Source organism: Aminobacter sp. MDW-2 (assembly GCF_014250155.1).
GTDB lineage: Bacteria > Pseudomonadota > Alphaproteobacteria > Rhizobiales > Rhizobiaceae > Aminobacter > Aminobacter ciceronei.
This window is the reverse complement of the sequence record NZ_CP060197.1, coordinates 2,533,613-2,551,755: the sequence shown is the minus strand read 5'-3', so window position 1 is coordinate 2,551,755 and position 18,143 is coordinate 2,533,613. Positions and strand designations below refer to the sequence as shown.

The following is an 18,143-nucleotide window of genomic DNA, read 5'->3' as shown; positions in this document are numbered from 1 at the left end:
GGCAAATGAGACGTTGGATTTTTGCGGCAGCCTGCCTGTCCGCCTCTGCCGCCCTGTCCGCGTGCAACAGCGCCAAGGACGTCCTTGAACCGTCTGCCGTGGCCCCCACCGAGCAGTCGACGGCACTTGCCAGGACTGAAGGCACCGATGTCGCAGCACCCGCCGTGACGGGCGCGGCAACCGCCGCCGCAGCAGCGGGTCCTGCACCGACGGCTGAAGCGGCCGCTCCGGCACAGACCGCCGCCATCGTCGGCAAAGCGCGCGTGCAGTTCGCCCCGATCGTCGGCGCGACGGTCGAAGCGGCGACGCCTTTGACCCAGCGCCTCGGCATCAGGGCCCGCGAACGCGGCATCACGCTCGCCGGCAGCACCGACACCACGCCGCCCGGCATCATCATGCGCGGCTATTTCTCGGCAATGACCGAGGGCAAGGACACGACGGTCGTCTATGTCTGGGACGTCTACGACCCCGCCGGCACCCGGCTGCACCGCATCAACGGCCAGCAGACCGCGCCGTCGACCGGCAGCGGTGAAGGATGGCCAACGGTAGCGCCCGCGACCATGCAGACCATCGCCGACAACACCATCGACCAGTTGGCCCAGTGGCTGGCGGCAAAACCCGGCTAAGCTGCGGCATTCCGTTCCGGTATGTCGCTTTTTTGGGAATCAATGGCGACTCCGCTTGCAATACGAGCCAAGGCCGCTAAAAGCCCGCTCATATTCACTTCCAGGATCGGCGTATGAAACTCTTCGCGGGCAATTCCAACCGGGTGCTAGCAGAAGCTGTCGCTCGCTATCTCAACATTCCCCTGGGCAAGGCCAGCGTCAGGCGCTTCGCCGACCAGGAAATCTTCGTCGAAATTCAAGAGAACGTGCGCGGCGAGGATGTCTTCATCCTGCAGTCGACCGCCTTCCCGACCAACGATCACCTGATGGAACTGCTCATCATGATCGATGCCTTCATGCGCTCGTCGGCACGGCGCATCACGGCCGTCATCCCCTATTTCGGCTATGCACGGCAGGATCGCCGCGCCTCCGGCCGCACGCCGATCTCGGCCAAGCTCGTCGCCAACATGATTGCGCGTGCCGGCGCCAACCGCGTGCTGACGCTCGACCTGCATGCCGGCCAGATCCAGGGCTTCTTCGACATCCCGACCGACAATTTGTTCTCGGTTCCGGTGATGGCCCGCGACGTCAAGGCCAAGTACAAGCAACTGGGCAACGTCACGGTGGTTTCGCCTGATGTCGGCGGCGTGGTGCGTGCACGTGCGCTGGCCAAGCGCATCGACGCCCAGCTTGCCATCGTCGACAAACGCCGTGAGCGCCCCGGTGAATCCGAAGTGATGAACGTCATCGGCGAAGTGCACGGCAAGGATTGCCTGCTGATCGACGACATCGTCGATTCCGGCGGCACGCTGTGCAACGCGGCCGACGCGCTGCTCGCCAAGGGCGCCACCTCGGTCACCGCCTACATCACCCACGGCGTGCTCTCGGGCGGTGCCGCTGCCCGCATCGCCGGCTCGCAGTTGCAGGAACTGGTTATTACCGACTCGATCCAGCCGACCCAGGCTGTCATGGACGCACACAACATTCGCGTCGTCTCGATCGGCGACCTGATCGGCGAAGCGATTTCGCGCACGGCAACCGAAGAATCGGTGTCGAGCCTTTTCGACTGATTCTTTGCCGCAAGCAGACATTTCAAAGCCCCGCCCGGCATGCCGAGGCGGGGCTTTTTCGTCCCGGCAGCACTTTTTCAGAACATCCGCCAGGCCATGCCGGCGAGCGCCGCGACGGCGAGTACGGCGATCATGTTGGCCTTGAAGCGGATCAGCGCCACGCCGGCGGCGACCGCAATGACCGCTGCAACCGCGTCGAAGCTGCCGATTTCAGGTGCCGGCAGCACGAACGGCCCCCAACCCACCTCGTCGACGTTACCGAACAGGACGTGGAGCCCAAACCACACGGCGAGATTGGCGATGATGCCGACCACTGCCGCCGTCACCGCCGACAGCGCGCTCGCCAACCAGCGCACATGGCGCACCGTCTCGACATAGGGCGCGCCGACGAAGACCCACAGGAAACACGGCACGAAGGTGAACCACAGCGTCACCAACGCCCCGCCAATGCCACCGGCCAAGGGCGCCAGTGCCGCAAGCCGAGCGCCGCCGAGGAAGCCGACGAAGACCAGCACCAGGATCAACGGCCCCGGCGTCGTCTCGGCAAGGCCGAGGCCGGTCAGCATCTCGTCGGGCTTCAGCCAGCCATGCACCTCGACCGCCTGCTGGGCGACATAGGCAAGCACGGCATAGGCACCGCCAAAGGTCACCGCTGCCATCTTGGAGAAGAAGGTCGCTTCCGCCGTGTAGACATGGGCCGGACCGAGCGCCTGCCACAGGATGATCAGCGGCACGAACCAGATTGCCAGCCAGACGGCGAGCGTGGAGAAGAGCCGCCGCGCGCTGGGCCTTGTCCATTCCGGCATGGCGTAGGCGACGTCATCTTCGTCAGCCGCCTCGGCGCCGCTCTGTTGCAGCCCGGCGAGGTGCAGCACCGCGCCGATTGCCGCCGCCGCGACGACGATCAGCGGAAATGGCAGCTTGAGGAAGGCAATGGCAATGAAGGCCACAATCGCCAGTGCGACCATCGCGCCACCCTTCAGCGCCCGCCTTGACACCTTGATCAACGCCTCGAGCACGACGGCAAGCACTGCCGCCTTGAGCCCGAACAGCAGCCCTTGCACCAGCGCGACATGGCCGACGGTGAGGTAGATCGCCGACAATGCGGTGATGACCAAGGCACCGGGCAGCACGAACAATAGTCCGGCCACCAGACCGCCCCTGATGCCGTGCAGCAGCCAGCCGCAGTAGGTCGCAAGCTGCATCGCCTCGGGTCCGGGCAGCAGCATGCAATAGTTGAGCGCATGCAGGAAACGCGGCTCGTCGAGCCAGCGTTTCTCGTCGACGAGGATCCTGTGCATCAGCGCGATCTGGCCGGCCGGCCCACCGAACGACAAAAGCCCGATCCTGGCGAAGGTCCTCGTCGCCTCTCCGAAGGAAGGGTTGGGGCCTGGCAGCGTGGCATCCATGTCAAACCGCCTTCGCTGGCCAGTTGTGGGTTTCCTGGGTGGCGTAACGGCACCAGCCATAGAGCGCATCATAGAGCGTCATGCCTCTTTCGAGCTGGGCATGATCGTCGCCTTCGATGGCTGACAGTCCGAGCGACATGGCGAGAAGTCCTGCAGCCTCGGGCTCCATGTCAAGCCGCGCCGTATCCGCAGCCCTGACGATGCGGGCGAGATGCAGCAGCGGTGGATCCGACAGGCCGAATTCCGCTATGAGTGTGTCGAAGCTGCAGTCGTCGCCACGGTGCGAATAATGCACGTCCTTGATGTCGAAGGGGATGGCGCCGGTCTCGTCGGCGACGTCCTTGACCCATTCGGCCGAGACGAAGTGGAAAATGGCCAGCGGGTCGATGAAGCGCCTGATCAGCCATGGACAGGTGATGCGGTCGATCTTCGGCCGGGCCCGCGTCACCCATTCGCTGGGCCATGGCAGCCCCGGCTCGAGGCCTGGTGCCTCGCGCGCCACGACAGGCCCGCCAGCCGCAAGCCAGGCGTCGATGCCACCTTCCAGCATCAGCGCATCCGCACCGGCGGCGAGCAGCTTGGTCAGCCCGATCTCGCTGACATTATGGCCATGCGCACAATAGACGACGATGCTCCTCCCCGCCGGAAACTGTGGCAGCCACTCCCCTACCTTCATGTGGTCGCGCCACAACGCACCGGCGATCCGCGTCGGCGCGGCAGCAAACGCGGCGCGGCGACGCACGTCGACGATCAAAGGACACTTCTCCGTACCGATGAGATGGATCAGTTTTATTGCTGAGATCATTCCGGGCATGGTCTTTCCTCCGCACAACATCGCGAAGGCGGAGCTTGGGCCCTTCGGCCTCACGGGGAGTCCACCATGCCCCCGATATGTGAAGTCTATTTGAAAGCGTCGACAGGTTCAATCATCTCAGCACGCCGTCGAGTGCCGGCAGGCCGATGATCGCGGCGGTGGCGATCAGGCCGTAGCAGATGCGCCGGAAGGTTGCCTCGTTGGCGCGACTGAACAGGCGCGAGCCGATATAGAGGCCGATTGCGAAGGTCGGCCCGATGGTCAGCGACAGCCCAACCGTCTCCCAGGTCAGCAGGCCGGCAATGAGGTAGCTGGTGATCGACAGCACACTCGATATGGCGAAATAGAGCACGATGTTGGCCCGCACCGTCAGCGGCGGGATGGCGCCGCCGAGCCAGTAGGCGACGACGGGTGGCCCGCCGACCTGGGCAGCGCCCGAAAACACCCCCGAGGTCATGCCGACCGCCGCCGTCAGGCTGGCATGCGGGCGGCCGTGATAGCGCCAGCCCGACATCAGGAGCGCCAGCAGCCCGGCAACGATGGCGACGATCGCCCAGCGGATCATGACGCCGTCGACATGGGTGAGCAGGTAAGTGCCGCTGGGCACGCCAATCATCGCCCCCAGCGCCATAACCCCGACATTGCCGCGGTCAGCGCTGCGCCACGCCTTGGGGATCAGCCCCGGCGTCAGCACCAGGTCGACGATCAAGAGCAACGGCACGGCAAGCTTGGCGCCAATCAGCGCGCTTGCCACCGGCACGAAGATCAGCGCTCCGCCAAAACCCGAGAAGCCGCGCGCGCAACCGGCAACGAAGGCGGCAATGACCAGCACCACGATGGTACCAGTCGAAAGCTGGAGCGGGAGAATTTCGTACATGATGAACTTGTCGGCTTAGTTACTTGAGCTCGGCCTGATACAGGCTTGGCAGCATAAGTGCGAGCAGCCACAGCGGCGCCAACAGCGAGCCAGCCCCAAAACCGGTGCGGCGGTTGCACTTTTTGCCGCCTTCCGATATAGAGCCGCCACCCGCGTAGACACCCTTGGAGGCAACGCGGCGGAAGGCCGCCTCACCCGGCGGCTTTCGACGTTTACGGATCAGGCTTCATGCCCGCCGTAGGCGCTCCATACAACCGAAAGGAAATGCCATGAGCGAAACATACGAGCTCAAGGCCGAAGCACGCGAACTGGTCGGTAAGGGGTCCGCCCGTGAAGTTCGTCGCAACGGCAAAGTGCCTGCAGTCATTTACGGCGACAAGCAGCCTCCCCTGGCCATCGCCCTGTCCTACAAGGACATCTTCTACAAGATCCATGGCGGCGGCTTCCTGACGACCGTGGCGACGATCGACGTCGACGGCAAGAAGATCAAGGTCCTGCCGAAGGACTACCAGCTTGATCCGGTCCGCGACTTCCCGATGCATGTCGACTTCCTGCGCGTTGGCGCAAACACCGAAGTCAACGTCCAGGTTCCGGTTCACTTCATCAATGAAGAGAAGTCGCCAGGCCTCAAGCGCGGTGGTGCGCTGAACATCGTCCGTCACGAGGTCGAGTTCCACTGCCCGGCCAACGCGATCCCCGAGTTCATCACCGTCGATCTCGACGGCGTCGACATCGGCGATTCGATCCACATCTCGGCCGTCAAACTGCCGAAGGGCGTGAAGCCCGTCATCTCCGACCGCGACTTCACCATCGCAACGATCGCCGGCACCTCGGCATCGAAGTCGGAAGAAGGCGCAACCGAGGCTGCCTCCGAGGCATAATCGGCGCATACCCGGAGATCCCGACACATGCTGCTCTTTGCAGGTCTCGGCAATCCGGGTACGCAATACCAGAACAACCGGCACAATGTCGGCTTCATGGCGGCGGACGCAATTGCCCGCCGCCATTCGTTTTCGCCCTGGACGAAGAAGTTCAAGGGCATGGTCGCTGAGGGCAACATCGCCGGCGAGAAGATCGTCCTGATCAAGCCTCAGACCTTCATGAACCTGTCCGGCCAGTCGGTCGGCGAGGCCATGCGCTTCTACAAGCTCGCCCCTGCCGATCTCACCGTCTTCTATGACGAACTCGACCTCGTTGCCGGCAAGGTGAGGGTCAAGGTTGGCGGCGGCGCCGGCGGCCACAACGGCATCCGCTCCATCGACCAGCACATCGCCAGGGATTATCGCCGCGTCCGCATCGGCATAGGCCATCCTGGCGTCAAGGAGATGGTCCACGGCCACGTGCTCGGCGACTTCGCCAAGGCCGACAAGGAGTGGCTAGATGTTCTCCTCGACCTTCTGGCCGACAGCGCCGATCTTTTGACCAAGGGCGATGACAACGGCTTCATGAACAAGGTTACCATCGGGCTACGCGACAAGCTTCAGCCGACTGGTACGAACGACGCGCCACCGCCGAAGGCCGCCAAACCGCAGGCGCCGAAGGCCCAGAGCCACATTCGCCAGGCCCGACCGAACCAGCCTGCCGTCAAGGTTCCCGAGACCGGGCCGATGGCAGCCATGCTGAAGAAGCTGCTCGGCAAGGAATAGACTGCACCTCCAGCGAGCGTTAGACTTGATGGTCGCCGCCATCGTGCCTGCGCGATAAGCTGCAGCCGAGCCCGACCGAACCAGCCTGTGGTCAAGCTTCCAGAGACCGGCCCCATGGCTGTGATGCTGAAGAAGCTGCTCGGCAAGGACTGAGGGGCCATCGGATTCGCCCGGCCAGTGAAAGTCCCCTGACACAAGACGACCAGCCGCAATGATAGAACCCATCCCTGACAACAGGGAGCAGATCATGGCGACAACAGGCATTGACGACGTCATCTACATGTTCGCGATGTCGCTTGATGGCTTCATTGCCCGCGAGGACGGCACGTTCGACTGGCTCGACAACTTTCCACCTGATGACGATTACGACATTTCCGGCTTCATGGCGTCACTGAGCGGCATCGTCATGGGCCGCGCCACCTATGATATCGTCCGCCGTGAACCGGAGTGGACCTACGCCAAATACCCTTGCCTGGTGGCTACCTCGCGCCCGCTCGACAATCTGCCCGAGAACGCAGCAGCCATGGTCGGCGCGCCAGCCGAAATGCTTGCCAATCTTCGCGCGCGGGGCGCCACGGGCCGCATCTGGCTGCTCGGCGGAGGCGATTTGGCCCGCCAGTTCATGGATGCCGGCCTGCTCGACACAATCGAGATCGGCACCATCCCCATAATCCTCGGATCAGGCTTACGGGCTTTCGGCGGCAGACAGGCAGATCGCTGGCTTGATCTCGCCTTTGCGAAGCCCTTGGCCAACGGCGCAGTGCATGCGCAATACCGCGTGCGACGCTGAAAGACTTGACGATCTTAGGCCCTATCGCCCATAGCCCTGAGCAAATTCCGATTTCCCGATAGGACCAAAAGACCATGGGTTTCAAATGCGGCATCGTCGGCCTGCCCAACGTTGGCAAATCGACGCTTTTCAACGCGCTGACGCGCACGGCTGCCGCCCAGGCGGCGAATTACCCCTTCTGCACCATCGAGCCGAACACCGGCGAGGTCGCGGTGCCGGACCCGCGCCTCAAGCAGCTGGCCAACATCGCCAAGTCGAAGGAGATCATTCCGACCCGCATCTCCTTCGTCGACATCGCCGGCCTGGTGCGCGGCGCCTCCAAGGGTGAAGGCCTGGGCAACCAGTTCCTGGCCAACATCCGCGAGGTCGACGCCATCGTGCATGTGCTGCGCTGCTTCGAGGACGACGACATCACCCATGTCGAGGGCCGCATCGACCCTGTCGCCGACGCCGAGACGGTCGAGACCGAGCTGATGCTCGCCGACCTCGAAAGCCTCGAGCGCCGCATCGTGCAGTTCCGCAAGCGCGGCGCCAGCAAGGACAAGGAAGCGACAACCGTGCTGCCGATGATGGAGCAGGCGCTGGCGCTGCTCCAGGACGGCAAGCCGGCGCGCCTGCTGCTCAAGGGCATATCAGCCGAAGACCTGGCCATCCTGCAGGGCCTGAACCTTCTGACTTCGCACCCGGTGCTCTATGTCTGCAACGTCGCCGAAAGCGATGCCGCGACCGGCAACGAACACACCGCAGCCGTCCAGAAGATGGCCGAGGCGCAGGGCGCCGGCGTCGTCATCATCTCGGCGGCCATCGAGGCCGAGGTGGCGCAGCTGCCCGACGAGGAAGCTCAGGAATTCCTGGCCGACATGGGGCTCGACGAGCCGGGCCTCGATAAGCTCATCCGCGCCGGCTACGAGCTGTTGCACCTCATCACCTACTTCACCGTGGGTCCGAAGGAGACGCGCGCCTGGACCGTGCACAAGGGTGCCAAGGCACCCCAGGCCGCCGGCGTCATCCACACCGACTTCGAACGCGGTTTCATCCGCGCCCAGACCATCGCCTTCAACGACTTCGTCACCCTCGGCGGCGAAGTCCCTGCCAAGGAAGCCGGCAAGGCACGCGACGAAGGCAAGGAATATGTCGTCCAGGACGGCGACGTAATGCTGTTCAAGTTCAACACCTGATCGCCTGGCTCCACCGCATGCGCCTTCGAAAAGCCCCGCATTGCGGGCCCGCATTGCGGGGCTTTTCTTTTGGCAATGAGACCGTCCGATCACCCGGCCTTTGCAAGCCCGCTTTTCAGTCTGCGCCCTTGCAGCGTTAACCTTTTGCTAACCAAGCCTGACTAGGGTCGCCTGGAGATTTGCAGATCGTCTCCACCTTTGACCACGGATGTACTGGCACTGGATGTTGAGACGCTAGAGAAAGGTCGGGGGCATCCCGGCCTTTTTTGTTTGTCCAGGATGGCGACGTCATTCGGCCAAATCCAGCACTTGGACCGGCTCGAGGCTCTCTCCTCTTCAGGCAGCCTCATCACCAGCGTTGGACACGATCAACTGGATTGTTCTCGACGGCTCAGCTGCGAATACCTATCTGCGCCCAAGCGACACGGCGGCGATGCTGCCCGCGCAGCAATTGTCTCTTGAGGCGCCGGATGACACAGCACGCACATGTCGAGATGGATCTTCCCGCGTTGCTGCGCGAGGCACTGGCGAGTTACAGCTGGGACCGGCAGACCATCGGCCATTCGAATGCCGGCGTGTTCAAGCTTGCGGCTGCCGGCAAGCCGACACTGTTCCTCAAGGCCGAGGCGACAGGCGACTTCGCCGAACTGCCCGACGAGGTGGCGCGCCTGCGCTGGTTGGACGGCCAGGACATCCCCTGCCCTGAGGTCCTGGCTTTCGAGACTCACGCCGGAACGCACTGGCTGCTGATGACAGCCGTCGCCGGACAAGACCTCGTTTCGCACGAGGTTCCCCCCGAGCAGGCTGTCGCCATCATGGCCAACGCCCTGCGCCGGCTGCATGCACTCGACATCGCCTCCTGCCCCTTCGATCACAGGCTTTCGGCACGCATCGAGGTTGCCCGGACGCGCATGGTAGCGGGCGTGGTCGACGTCGAGGACTTCGACGACGAATGGCTGGGCCAGCCCGCCGAAGTCGTGTTCGAGCAACTGCTGGCGCGCCGGCCCGCCGGCAAGGAAGACCTTGTCGTCACCCATGGCGACGCGTCGATGCCCAATTTCATCGCCGATGGCGGCCGCTTCTCCGGCTTCATCGACTGCAGTCGGCTCGGCGTCGCCGACCGCTGCCAGGATCTCGGCATTCTCTGCTGGAGCATCCACTTCAATCTCGGCCAGCAATGGGTGGCGCCGTTTCTGGAACGCTACGGCCTGCCGGACGCCGAACCGGCGCGGCTCGCATACTACCAACTGCTCGACGAGTTCTTCTGAGCTTGGCGGGGCGGCGACGATCTCCTCGATTGCCATGGAGGACTGCGCCCCCAGCCACCTCGGTCGCGGCGCCCGCATGCCCGCCGCACCTTACCGACTTGCAACTTGACGTCGCAGCCGCGCGGGTCTATCGCGCCTAGGCGCTGGCCCGGCCCTTTCGTGCCCCCGCCGGCACAATCCTTTAACCCCGCCCGCGACCGGGCATGATATCAGCTCCAAATGTGGGAGACCGGCGATGATCAAGGCATTCGTCGTGGAAAACGATCGTCTGCGCCTTGCAGACTCCATTGCGGCCGCGAAAGACAGCATTGTCTGGGCCGACCTGCTCAACCCGACCCGAGAAGAAGAGGCCGAAGTCGAGCAGTGGCTTGGCGTCGGCGTTCCGACGCGCGAGGAGATGGAGGAGATCGAGATCTCGTCCCGGCTCTATGTCGAGGACGGCGCCTACTTCATGACGGCGACGCTGCCGTCGCAGGCCGACAGCGACGACCCGGTGATGTCGCCGGTCACCTTCGTCCTGCGCCGCAACCTGCTGGTCACCATCCGCTATCACGAGCCGAAGGCGTTCCTGTCATTCCCTGTGCGCGCCGAGAAGGCGGCAATCGGCTGCACGTCGGGCGAGACCATCCTCGTCGGGCTGCTGGAGGCGATCGTCGATCGCCTCGCCGACGTGCTGGAACGGGTGTCGCGCGACATCGAGCTGCTGTCGAAAGACATCTTCAACCCGACGGCGACCAAGGCCTCGAAGCGGGACCGCGACTTTCAGCAGGTCCTCAAGACCCTCGGCCGCAAAGAGTCTCTTACGTCGAACATCCGCGACAGCCTGACCTCGCTGCAACGCCTGTCCGGCTTCCTCGCCAACGCGCTGGCCCAGGGCAAGAACGGCAAGGACGCCAAGGCACGGGTCAAGACGCTGTCGCGCGACGTGCTGTCGCTGACCGACCACGCCTCGTTCCTGTCGCAAAAGATCACCTTCCTGCTTGATGCCACGCTCGGCATGATAAACATCGAGCAGAACGGCATCATCAAGATCGTCTCGGTGGCGGCCGTGGTGTTCCTGCCTCCGACGCTTGTCGCCTCGATCTACGGCATGAACTTCGACCTGATGCCGGAGCTGCGCTGGATGCTCGGCTATCCCATGGCAATCGGCCTGATGGTCATTTCGGCCGTGCTGCCGTTCTGGTGGTTCCGCCGCCGCGGCTGGCTCTGAGCCAATGATTGCCCTGCAGCCGGCCTTGCGCGCCCCGCGAGGCCGGTCCAAGGTTATCGTACAAGCTTGAACAGGATTGCCGATGCGCAGCAGCAAGACATGGGCCTATGAGGACCTCGCGGAGGGCGTGATCATCGACCTCGGCAGCAAGACCGTCGTCGCCGAGGAGATCATCGAGTTTGCCTCGGAGTTCGACGCCCAGCTCTTCCACCTCGACGAGGAAGCCGGCAAGGCGAGCATTCTCGGCGGGTTGGCGGCCTCGGGCTGGCACACCTGCTCGATGTTCATGCGCATGCTGTGCGACGCGCTGCTGCTGAACTCGACCTCGCAGGGCGCGCCCGGCATCGACTACGCCAAATGGAAGAAGCCGGTGCTTGCAGGCGACACGCTTGCCGGCAAATTGACCATCCTGTCGAGCCGCCTGTCGAAGTCGAAGCCCGGGCTCGGCTTCGTCACCTGGCGTGCCGAACTGGTCAACCAGAAAGGCGAGCCCGTCTTCGAACTCGTCAACACCTGCATGTTCCTGACCCGCGAGGCAGCACAATGACCCTCGACGAGTATCTCGGCATCGGCGTCACCATCACGCTTGGCAGTCATCATTTCAGCGCCGAGGCGATCAAGGACTTTGCCCGCAAATACGATCCCCAGCCGTTTCACACCGACGAGGAGGCGGCCAAGGCAAGCGTCTTCGGCAACCTCTGCGCCTCCGGCTGGCACACCACGGCGGCGTGGATGAAGCTCAACCTCGCCCATCGCGGCCGTGCCTGGGACGGCCCCGGCCCAAAGCCCGAATTCGGCCCCTCGCCCGGCTTCAAGAATCTGAAATGGCTGAAGCCGGTCTTCGCTGGCGAAACGATCACCTTCACCCGCCGCGGCATCGACCATCGCCCGCTCGCCACCCGCCCCGGCTGGCGCATGATGACGCTGCACTCCGAAGGCTTCGACTCGACCGGCGACAAGGTCATCGAGTTCGACAGCGCCGTGCTGGTGAAGGTGGAGTAGAGCGGCCAGACTTCCGCTTGTGAGACGGCAGGCCGCGTTCGTCGTCCACCTGCCTCGGCGGTGTACCACGAAGCCAATCTGCCATCTCGTGATCCTTCGCACCCCCCTCTGGCCTGCCGGCCATCTCCCCCTCAAGGGGGGAGATTAATCGCGTCGCCGACGCGCCTGTCCTGCGACGTCAGACAGGATAAGCCCTGCTTCGTTGGCGACTAGCCGTAGCGACGACGAGACTAATCTCCCCCCTTGAGGGGGAGATGGCCGGCAGGCCAGAGGGGGGTGCGAAGGATCACGACGTTGGCCAATAGAAGCGGGCCCGCGCGGCAACAAGGTCTGCCACCCGTGGAGAACTTCTCCACGGGTGGCAGCAAGTTGGTCTCGAGACCTCCACCCCTACGGCCGGATGTTGTGGTTGACCCGGAACAGGTTTGCCGGATCGTAGCGGCGCTTGACGGCGACGAGGCGCTGGTAGTTGCCGCCATAGGCGGCGCGGACGCGTTCTTCGCCCTCGTCATCCATCATGAAGTTGATGTAGGCGCCGCCATGTGGGTTGTGCTTGTGCACCGCGGCCCAGTAGGCGCTGGCCCAGTGCTTCAGCTCGGCCCCTTTCGCCGGGTCGGGGTCGATGCCGGCGATGACCATCGACCAGCGGGCACGCCGCGCGCCCCAGGCCGTGGCGTCGGCAGCGACGTCGTGGACGGCCCCGTCGATGGGGTAGAGATGCATCAGCGACAGCTCGCTCGGGCTTTTCGAGCCATGCGCGACATGGGCGGCGATGGCTGCGTCGGACAGCTCGTCGACATAGTCGCCCTTCCAGTACCAGTGCAGCCCCTTGGGCAGCAGCGGGTCGAACAGCCCCTGCAGGTCGGCGAAGCCTATCGTCATCATGCCATCCATCAGCGGCTCGGGGAGTGCTTCGCGCATCGGCTGCATCGCCCTGATGCCATCCGCCTCGGTTCCGTTGTAGCAGCTGATCAGCGCGCAGATGCGCCGCCCCCAGATCTCGCGCGGGAACGGATCGCAAGAAGGTACGGTCTTCATGCCGAAGAACATGCCGAGCTCGCGTGGCGCCCCCGGAAGGAAGTCGCGGTACCATCGCATGATCTCGGCAGCATGGGCGATGTCGTAGAAGATCGGCCCGGCATAGACGTCCTTGGCCGGATGGGCCTGGAAGGTGAAGCGGGTGACGACACCGAAATTGCCGCCGCCGCCGCGTAGCGCCCAGAACAGCTCTGGATGCTCTTGGGCATTTGCGGTGACGACGCTGCCATCGGCCAGAACGACCTCGGCCGCGAGCAGGTTGTCGATGGTCAGGCCATGCTTGCGAGTGAGATAGCCGGTGCCGCCGCCAAGCGTCAGCCCGGCGATGCCGGTGCTGGAGACGATGCCGGCCGGCACCGCCAGCCCGTGCACGCTGGTCGCCCGGTCGACATCGCCTTGGGTGCAGCCGGCCTCGACACGGACGATGCGGCTGATCGGATCGATATCGATGCGCTTCATCGGCGACATGTCGATGACCATGCCGCCGTCGCAGCTGCCCAGACCCGGGCCATTGTGGCCGCCGCCGCGAATGGCGACGAGCAGTTGCCGGTCGCGGGCATGATTGACCGCCGCAACCACGTCGCCGACGTCGGCGCAGGGCACGATCCAGCGCGGCCTTTTGTCGATCATGGCGTTGTAGAGGCTGCGCGCCGCCTCATAGCCGGGATCATCCTGGCCGATGAGGCGCGCGCAGCCGCTCGGGAAACTCGTGCGAAGCAGTTGACTTCAGCATTGTTGAACACTCGTGTTGGGGAACAAGACGCGCTCGCGCCTCTGCCGCGATCTTGGGCTCGGGCAATGGAGGGCGCGCTTGGCCGGTTGAACCTGCCGCACTCGCGGCACGTCCAGTCCTACGCCGCGTCGATTTCAGCTGTTTTTCTGAACCGGCGCGGGAGTGTTTCGATTGTTTCAGCCGCTGGCGGCCTAGACGGCACCGCTATGAACTGCAACGAAAGCGTCAGGCTCCGCATGCGGTCAAGACGATATGCGGCAGAGCCGGCGCAAGCGGCCTCAGGGTTCGCGGCGAGGCAAAATGTGCAGCAACTAAATTGGAAAAGTGCAGAGGCGTCGATACAACGCCTCAAGGAGCAGTGGCGCTCAATGCCCGTCGAACGAAATCAGCGTACGGACGTCGACGCCGAGTGCTTCGAGCCTCTTGCGGCCGCCGAGCTCGGGCAGGTCGACGATGAAGCAGGCGGCGACGATGTCGGCGCCGATCTGGCGCAACAGCTTGACGGCCGCTTCTGCAGTGCCGCCGGTGGCAATGAGGTCGTCGACGAGGATGACCTTCTCGCCTGCCTTGACCGCGTCCTTGTGCATCTCCATCTCGTCGAGACCGTATTCGAGGCTGTAGGCGATGCGCACGGTCTCGTGCGGCAGCTTGCCCTTCTTGCGGATCGGCACGAAGCCGGCAGACATCTGGTGGGCGATGGCGCCGCCGAGGATGAAGCCGCGTGCTTCGATGCCAGCGACCTGGTCGATCTTGGCGCCGGCATAGGGATGAACGAGCTCGTCGATGGTACGGCGGAAGGCGCGTGCATTGCCGAGCAGCGTGGTGATGTCGCGGAACATCACACCGGGGCGCGGATAGTCGGGGATCGTCCTGATGGCGCCGAGCAGCGTCTGTTCGAGCGAGGTATTCATCGGCGGGGGCTCCGTTGCCGGCGCGCCGCGGGGGCCTCCCCGCAATCAACGCCCTGGCGCTATGGTTCGCGCATCGTCCCGGTTCGGCACCGGAGATGCAGCGGAAGTTGTGACGGTTTGGAAGGCAAAAGAAAAGGGCGCCTTGTGAGCGCCCTTCACTATCAGTCTGCGGTGCGGCTTAGTGGGCGACGTTGGCCCAGACCCTGCGCTTGGTGGCGTAGACCAGGCCAGCGAACAGCACCAGAAAGATCATGACCGCGAAGCCGGTCTGCTTGCGTGCCTCGAGATGCGGCTCGGCAGCCCACATCAGGAAGGCAGCGACGTCGCGCGAATACTGCTCGACGGTCTCGGGCGAACCATCCTCGTAAGTCACCTGGCCGTCCGAAAGCGGCTTGGCCATAGCCAGCGACTTGCCGGCGATGAAGAACGGATTGTAGTGCGTACCCTCGGCGATTTCCATTCCGGCCGGCGGCTGTTCGTCATAGCCGGTAAGCAGCGCGTGGATGTAGTCGGGGCCGTTCGACGCGTACATCGTGAAGATGTCGAAGACGAAGGTCGGGAAGCCGCGTTCGACGCCGCGCGCCTTGGCGATCAGCGAGAAGTCGGGCGGAGCAGCACCACCATTGGCGGCGGCAGCGGCGGCCGTGTTCGGGAAGGGCGACGGGAAGTGATCGCCGGGCAGCGCCTTGCGGGTGAACATCTCGCCTTCGCCGTTCGGACCGTCCTGCACTTCATACTCGGCGGCGAATGCCTTGACCTGCGCTTCGGAGTAGCCGAGGTCCTCGAGCGTGCGGAACGCCACCAGGTTCATCGAGTGACAGGCCGAGCACACTTCCTTGTAGATCTTGAGGCCGCGCTGCAGCTGGCCTTTGTCGAAGGTGCCGAACGGTCCGGCGAAGGTCCAGTCCATTTCCTTCGGCTTGTGGATCGGGAAGTGCGTCGGCTCGGCAGCGTGGTTCGCTTCCTCGGCAGCGACCGCCGCGCCTGCGGTGCCGGCGAGAAGGAAGCCGATGGCCGCCAGACCGTTGAGAATCATTTTCATTCCAAAATCCCTTTCAGATTCTCGTTGGTTCAGCCGCGGGTTTCGGGCGCAGCGTTTGCACCGGCCGGATGAGCCGAGCCGCCCTTGTTCTTCTCGAGCACCGCTTCGGTGATCGAGTTGGGCAAGCGGCGCGGGGTCTCGATCAGGCCAAGAACCGGCATGATGACCAGGAAGAATGCGAAGTAGTAGAGCGTGGCCAGCTGCGACATGATCACATAGGCACCTTCAGCGGGGCGCGAACCGAGCCAGCCGAGGAAGATCGCGTTGATGACGAAGAGCCAGAAGAACAGCTTGTACCACGGACGGTAGACGGCCGAACGGACCTTCGAGGTGTCGAGCCACGGCACGACGAACAGCACGGCGATCGAACCGAACATGGCGAGCACGCCACCAAGCTTGGAGTCGATCGGCCCGATGTTGAAGGTGACGGCGCGCAGGATCGCGTAGAACGGCAGATAGTACCATTCCGGAACGATGTGCGCAGGCGTCTTCAGCGAGTCGGCCTGGATGTAGTTGTCGGGGTGACCGAGGAAGTTCGGGATGTAGAAGATGAAGTAGGCGAACACGGCCAGGAACACGACCATGGCGAAACCATCCTTGATGGTCGCATAGGGCGTGAAGGCGACGGTGTCGGTCTTCGATTTCACTTCAATGCCGGTCGGATTGGTCTGGCCGGTAACATGCAGGGCCCAGACGTGCAGCACGACAACGCCGGCGATCATGAACGGCAGCAGGTAGTGCAGGGCAAAGAAGCGGTTCAGCGTCGGATTGTCGACGGCGAAGCCGCCGAGCAGCAGCTGCTGGACCCACTCGCCGACCAAAGGAATGGCGGTGAAGAAGCCGGTGATGACGGTGGCGCCCCAGAAGGACATCTGACCCCAGGGCAGAACGTAGCCCATGAAGCCGGTCGCCATCATCAGGAGGTAGATGATGCAGCCGAGAATCCACAGCAGCTCACGCGGCGCCTTGTAGGAGCCGTAGTAGAGACCGCGCATGATGTGGATGTAGACGGCGATGAAGAAGAACGACGCACCGTTCGAGTGCATATAGCGCAGCAGCCAACCGGAGTTGACGTCGCGCATGATCTTTTCGACCGACTGGAAGGCGAGCGTCGTGTCGTTGGCATAATGCATGGCCAGCACGACGCCGGTAAGGATCTGCGCCACCAGCATGATCGAGAGGATGCCGCCGAAGGTATAGGCGTAGTTCAGGTTGCGCGGAACCGGGTAGGAAACGAACGAGTCGTGCACCAGCCGCGGCAGCGGCATGCGTGCGTCGATCCAGCGGCCGATGCCGGTTTTGGGCGAATAGGTCGAGTGTCCACCGCTCATGGAATTATGTCCCCCTGCCTCAGCCTATCCGGATCGTCGTGTCGGAAAGAAACTGGAAATTCGGTATGTGAAGGTTTTCCGGCGCCGGTCCTTTGCGGATGCGGCCCGCCGTGTCGTAGTGGGAGCCGTGGCACGGGCAGAACCAGCCACCGAAATCGCCCTGCTGGCCGAGCGGCACGCAGCCCAGATGGGTGCAGACGCCGACCATGACCAGCCAGTTTTCCTTGCCTTCGCCGGCGGTGCGATCGATGTCGGTCGCCTGGGCGTCGCTCGAAATGTTGGCGTTGCGCGCGACCGGATCCTTGAGGTCGGCCATCGGCACTTCCTGCGCCGCCTTGATCTCTTCGGGGGTGCGGTTGCGGATGAAGACAGGTTTGCCGCGCCACTTGACGGTCAGCGACATGCCTGGCGTGAGCGACGAAACGTCAACCTCGACCGACGAAGCGGCGAGCGTCGAAGCGTCCGGGCGCATCTGGTCGATGAAGGGCCAAGCCACGGCGGCAGCGCCGACTGCACCGGCCATGCCGGTAGCGACATAGAGAAAATCGCGGCGATTTGGCTCGCTCGTATCGGTTGCGCTCACGGGACTGATCCTTTTGCCTCAATTCCAACCAGAGGCTGAGCAATTGTCCCCGCTCAACGATGCAAGCCCGACAGCGCATGGCAACCAGGCTAGCGAATTCCTCCGGCATTTGGACTTCGGTTTATGCGTGAAGGCCCTTTTTGTCCAGACGGCATACGGCACATGGGCAGATTGTCGCGGGGGCGATGCAAAGCAGTGGAAAACCCCTGCCAAAGCGCTCGCCGCAGCGGGTTTGCGGGTTGTTCCGCAGTCCCTGACATGCGCGCGGTTTGAGGTCGGCGACGACTGGCTGCGCCTGCACTTGCAAAGCATCGCCAAAGCTCAACTCGCGCCGAGTCGCACCAGCACCTCGCGCGGGATCGCATAGTCGCGGATGGCATCGTCATGCTTGCGCAGGCCGCACAGCTCGCGCTGGATGAAATAGGCATAGACCGCGTCCGCCGCAGCCTTGACGAGCACACGGCGCTGCTCGGCGTCGCCCTCATGCGCATAGAGCTTGGCCAGGGCTTCGCCGACCCGCTCTCCGGCGCGGCCAAGGGCTGCCGCCTTTTCGGCGAGGAACTCGTATTCGAGAACGTTGAGCGTCTGTTCGGAACGGTTGGACAGAATGGAGGGCGGGCGGACGGAGGACATGGC

19 protein-coding genes are annotated in these 18,143 nt (G+C 63.9%); 10 read left to right on the top strand and 9 right to left on the bottom strand.

Annotation, left to right across the window (positions count from 1 at the left end; all coding sequences use genetic code 11):
* The first annotated feature begins 5 nt into the window (after positions 1-5).
* On the top strand, positions 6-626 hold the full coding sequence (locus H5P29_RS12415) for a hypothetical protein (protein WP_154384761.1): 621 nt from the start codon (positions 6-8) through the stop codon (positions 624-626).
* A gap of 113 nt (positions 627-739) precedes the next feature.
* Complete coding sequence (locus H5P29_RS12410) at positions 740-1,675, top strand: ribose-phosphate pyrophosphokinase (RefSeq protein WP_067959419.1); 936 nt, start codon at positions 740-742, stop codon at positions 1,673-1,675.
* A gap of 77 nt (positions 1,676-1,752) precedes the next feature.
* Here the strand turns inward: H5P29_RS12410 and chrA are convergent, their stop codons facing one another.
* The 3 genes from chrA to H5P29_RS12395 all read right to left on the bottom strand — a co-directional run bounded on the left by chrA (position 1,753) and on the right by H5P29_RS12395 (position 4,775).
* On the bottom strand, positions 1,753-3,084 hold the full coding sequence (chrA, locus tag H5P29_RS12405; RefSeq protein WP_154384760.1) for a chromate efflux transporter: 1,332 nt from the start codon (positions 3,082-3,084) through the stop codon (positions 1,753-1,755).
* 1 nt (position 3,085) lies between these two features.
* Positions 3,086-3,889, bottom strand: a complete 804-nt coding sequence (locus tag H5P29_RS12400; protein WP_154384953.1) for a sulfurtransferase/chromate resistance protein — start codon at positions 3,887-3,889, stop codon at positions 3,086-3,088.
* 121 nt (positions 3,890-4,010) lie between these two features.
* Positions 4,011-4,775: a sulfite exporter TauE/SafE family protein gene (locus H5P29_RS12395; RefSeq protein WP_067959410.1), complete on the bottom strand. Its 765-nt coding sequence runs from the start codon at positions 4,773-4,775 to the stop codon at positions 4,011-4,013.
* 269 nt (positions 4,776-5,044) lie between these two features.
* On the opposite strand from H5P29_RS12395, the gene H5P29_RS12390 reads away from it, so the two are divergent.
* The 8 genes from H5P29_RS12390 (at position 5,045) to H5P29_RS12355 (ending at position 11,869) form a co-directional block, all read left to right on the top strand.
* Positions 5,045-5,656: a 50S ribosomal protein L25/general stress protein Ctc gene (locus H5P29_RS12390; protein ID WP_067959407.1), complete on the top strand. Its 612-nt coding sequence runs from the start codon at positions 5,045-5,047 to the stop codon at positions 5,654-5,656.
* Between the two features lie 27 nt (positions 5,657-5,683).
* Complete coding sequence (gene pth / locus H5P29_RS12385) at positions 5,684-6,421, top strand: aminoacyl-tRNA hydrolase (RefSeq protein ID WP_067959404.1); 738 nt, start codon at positions 5,684-5,686, stop codon at positions 6,419-6,421.
* Between the two features lie 247 nt (positions 6,422-6,668).
* The gene (locus H5P29_RS12380) at positions 6,669-7,211 is read left to right on the top strand and encodes a dihydrofolate reductase family protein (protein ID WP_067959403.1); all 543 of its coding nucleotides are present in this window, start codon (positions 6,669-6,671) and stop codon (positions 7,209-7,211) included.
* A 74-nt stretch (positions 7,212-7,285) separates the two neighbouring features.
* On the top strand, positions 7,286-8,389 hold the full coding sequence (gene ychF, locus H5P29_RS12375) for a redox-regulated ATPase YchF (protein ID WP_067959400.1): 1,104 nt from the start codon (positions 7,286-7,288) through the stop codon (positions 8,387-8,389).
* Between the two features lie 470 nt (positions 8,390-8,859).
* On the top strand, positions 8,860-9,657 hold the full coding sequence (locus H5P29_RS12370; protein ID WP_154384759.1) for an APH(3')-II family aminoglycoside O-phosphotransferase: 798 nt from the start codon (positions 8,860-8,862) through the stop codon (positions 9,655-9,657).
* 235 nt (positions 9,658-9,892) lie between these two features.
* Entirely contained in the window at positions 9,893-10,867 is a 975-nt protein-coding gene (gene corA, locus H5P29_RS12365; protein ID WP_067959398.1) for a magnesium/cobalt transporter CorA, read from the top strand.
* A gap of 82 nt (positions 10,868-10,949) precedes the next feature.
* Positions 10,950-11,414 carry a MaoC family dehydratase gene (locus tag H5P29_RS12360; RefSeq protein WP_154384758.1) on the top strand — a complete coding sequence of 155 codons (465 nt, stop codon included), beginning with the start codon at positions 10,950-10,952 and terminating at the stop codon, positions 11,412-11,414.
* A complete protein-coding gene (locus tag H5P29_RS12355) occupies positions 11,411-11,869 on the top strand; it encodes a MaoC family dehydratase (RefSeq protein WP_154384757.1) in 459 nt (152 codons plus the stop codon). Before H5P29_RS12360 ends, H5P29_RS12355 begins: the two co-directional genes overlap by 4 nt.
* A 390-nt stretch (positions 11,870-12,259) precedes the next feature.
* Here H5P29_RS12355 and H5P29_RS12350 read toward each other — a convergent pair whose 3' ends face one another.
* The 6 genes from H5P29_RS12350 to H5P29_RS12325 form a co-directional block, all read right to left on the bottom strand.
* Positions 12,260-13,537, bottom strand: coding sequence for an FAD-binding oxidoreductase (locus H5P29_RS12350; protein WP_154384756.1), 1,278 nt, complete (start codon positions 13,535-13,537; stop codon positions 12,260-12,262).
* 468 nt (positions 13,538-14,005) lie between these two features.
* On the bottom strand, positions 14,006-14,551 hold the full coding sequence (locus H5P29_RS12345) for an adenine phosphoribosyltransferase (RefSeq protein WP_154384755.1): 546 nt from the start codon (positions 14,549-14,551) through the stop codon (positions 14,006-14,008).
* Positions 14,552-14,729: 178 nt separating this feature from the next.
* On the bottom strand, positions 14,730-15,593 hold the full coding sequence (locus H5P29_RS12340) for a cytochrome c1 (RefSeq protein WP_154384754.1): 864 nt from the start codon (positions 15,591-15,593) through the stop codon (positions 14,730-14,732).
* A gap of 29 nt (positions 15,594-15,622) precedes the next feature.
* Positions 15,623-16,924, bottom strand: coding sequence for a cytochrome b N-terminal domain-containing protein (locus tag H5P29_RS12335; RefSeq protein WP_067959379.1), 1,302 nt, complete (start codon positions 16,922-16,924; stop codon positions 15,623-15,625).
* A 19-nt stretch (positions 16,925-16,943) separates the two neighbouring features.
* Positions 16,944-17,447: a ubiquinol-cytochrome c reductase iron-sulfur subunit gene (gene petA, locus H5P29_RS12330; RefSeq protein ID WP_245432124.1), complete on the bottom strand. Its 504-nt coding sequence runs from the start codon at positions 17,445-17,447 to the stop codon at positions 16,944-16,946.
* Between the two features lie 381 nt (positions 17,448-17,828).
* Positions 17,829-18,140 carry a DUF6665 family protein gene (locus tag H5P29_RS12325; protein ID WP_067959373.1) on the bottom strand — a complete coding sequence of 104 codons (312 nt, stop codon included), beginning with the start codon at positions 18,138-18,140 and terminating at the stop codon, positions 17,829-17,831.
* Between the last annotated feature and the right edge of the window lie 3 nt (positions 18,141-18,143).

What these genes read in the sequence shown, in the direction of transcription:
- H5P29_RS12390 (WP_067959407.1), top strand. Translation starts at nt 5,045, where the DNA reads ATGAGCGAAACATACGAGCTCAAGGCCGAAGCACGCGAACTGGTCGGT.
- H5P29_RS12400 (WP_154384953.1), bottom strand. Translation starts at nt 3,889, where the DNA reads ATGATCTCAGCAATAAAACTGATCCATCTCATCGGTACGGAGAAGTGT.
- H5P29_RS12325 (WP_067959373.1), bottom strand. Translation starts at nt 18,140, where the DNA reads ATGTCCTCCGTCCGCCCGCCCTCCATTCTGTCCAACCGTTCCGAACAG.
- corA (WP_067959398.1), top strand. Translation starts at nt 9,893, where the DNA reads ATGATCAAGGCATTCGTCGTGGAAAACGATCGTCTGCGCCTTGCAGAC.
- H5P29_RS12380 (WP_067959403.1), top strand. Translation starts at nt 6,669, where the DNA reads ATGGCGACAACAGGCATTGACGACGTCATCTACATGTTCGCGATGTCG.
- H5P29_RS12335 (WP_067959379.1), bottom strand. Translation starts at nt 16,924, where the DNA reads ATGAGCGGTGGACACTCGACCTATTCGCCCAAAACCGGCATCGGCCGC.
- petA (WP_245432124.1), bottom strand. Translation starts at nt 17,447, where the DNA reads ATGGCCGGTGCAGTCGGCGCTGCCGCCGTGGCTTGGCCCTTCATCGAC.
- H5P29_RS12395 (WP_067959410.1), bottom strand. Translation starts at nt 4,775, where the DNA reads ATGTACGAAATTCTCCCGCTCCAGCTTTCGACTGGTACCATCGTGGTG.
- pth (WP_067959404.1), top strand. Translation starts at nt 5,684, where the DNA reads ATGCTGCTCTTTGCAGGTCTCGGCAATCCGGGTACGCAATACCAGAAC.
- H5P29_RS12340 (WP_154384754.1), bottom strand. Translation starts at nt 15,593, where the DNA reads ATGAAAATGATTCTCAACGGTCTGGCGGCCATCGGCTTCCTTCTCGCC.
- H5P29_RS12345 (WP_154384755.1), bottom strand. Translation starts at nt 14,551, where the DNA reads ATGAATACCTCGCTCGAACAGACGCTGCTCGGCGCCATCAGGACGATC.
- H5P29_RS12410 (WP_067959419.1), top strand. Translation starts at nt 740, where the DNA reads ATGAAACTCTTCGCGGGCAATTCCAACCGGGTGCTAGCAGAAGCTGTC.
- H5P29_RS12355 (WP_154384757.1), top strand. Translation starts at nt 11,411, where the DNA reads ATGACCCTCGACGAGTATCTCGGCATCGGCGTCACCATCACGCTTGGC.
- ychF (WP_067959400.1), top strand. Translation starts at nt 7,286, where the DNA reads ATGGGTTTCAAATGCGGCATCGTCGGCCTGCCCAACGTTGGCAAATCG.
- H5P29_RS12360 (WP_154384758.1), top strand. Translation starts at nt 10,950, where the DNA reads ATGCGCAGCAGCAAGACATGGGCCTATGAGGACCTCGCGGAGGGCGTG.
- H5P29_RS12415 (WP_154384761.1), top strand. Translation starts at nt 6, where the DNA reads ATGAGACGTTGGATTTTTGCGGCAGCCTGCCTGTCCGCCTCTGCCGCC.
- H5P29_RS12370 (WP_154384759.1), top strand. Translation starts at nt 8,860, where the DNA reads ATGACACAGCACGCACATGTCGAGATGGATCTTCCCGCGTTGCTGCGC.
- chrA (WP_154384760.1), bottom strand. Translation starts at nt 3,084, where the DNA reads ATGGATGCCACGCTGCCAGGCCCCAACCCTTCCTTCGGAGAGGCGACG.
- H5P29_RS12350 (WP_154384756.1), bottom strand. Translation starts at nt 13,537, where the DNA reads ATGATCGACAAAAGGCCGCGCTGGATCGTGCCCTGCGCCGACGTCGGC.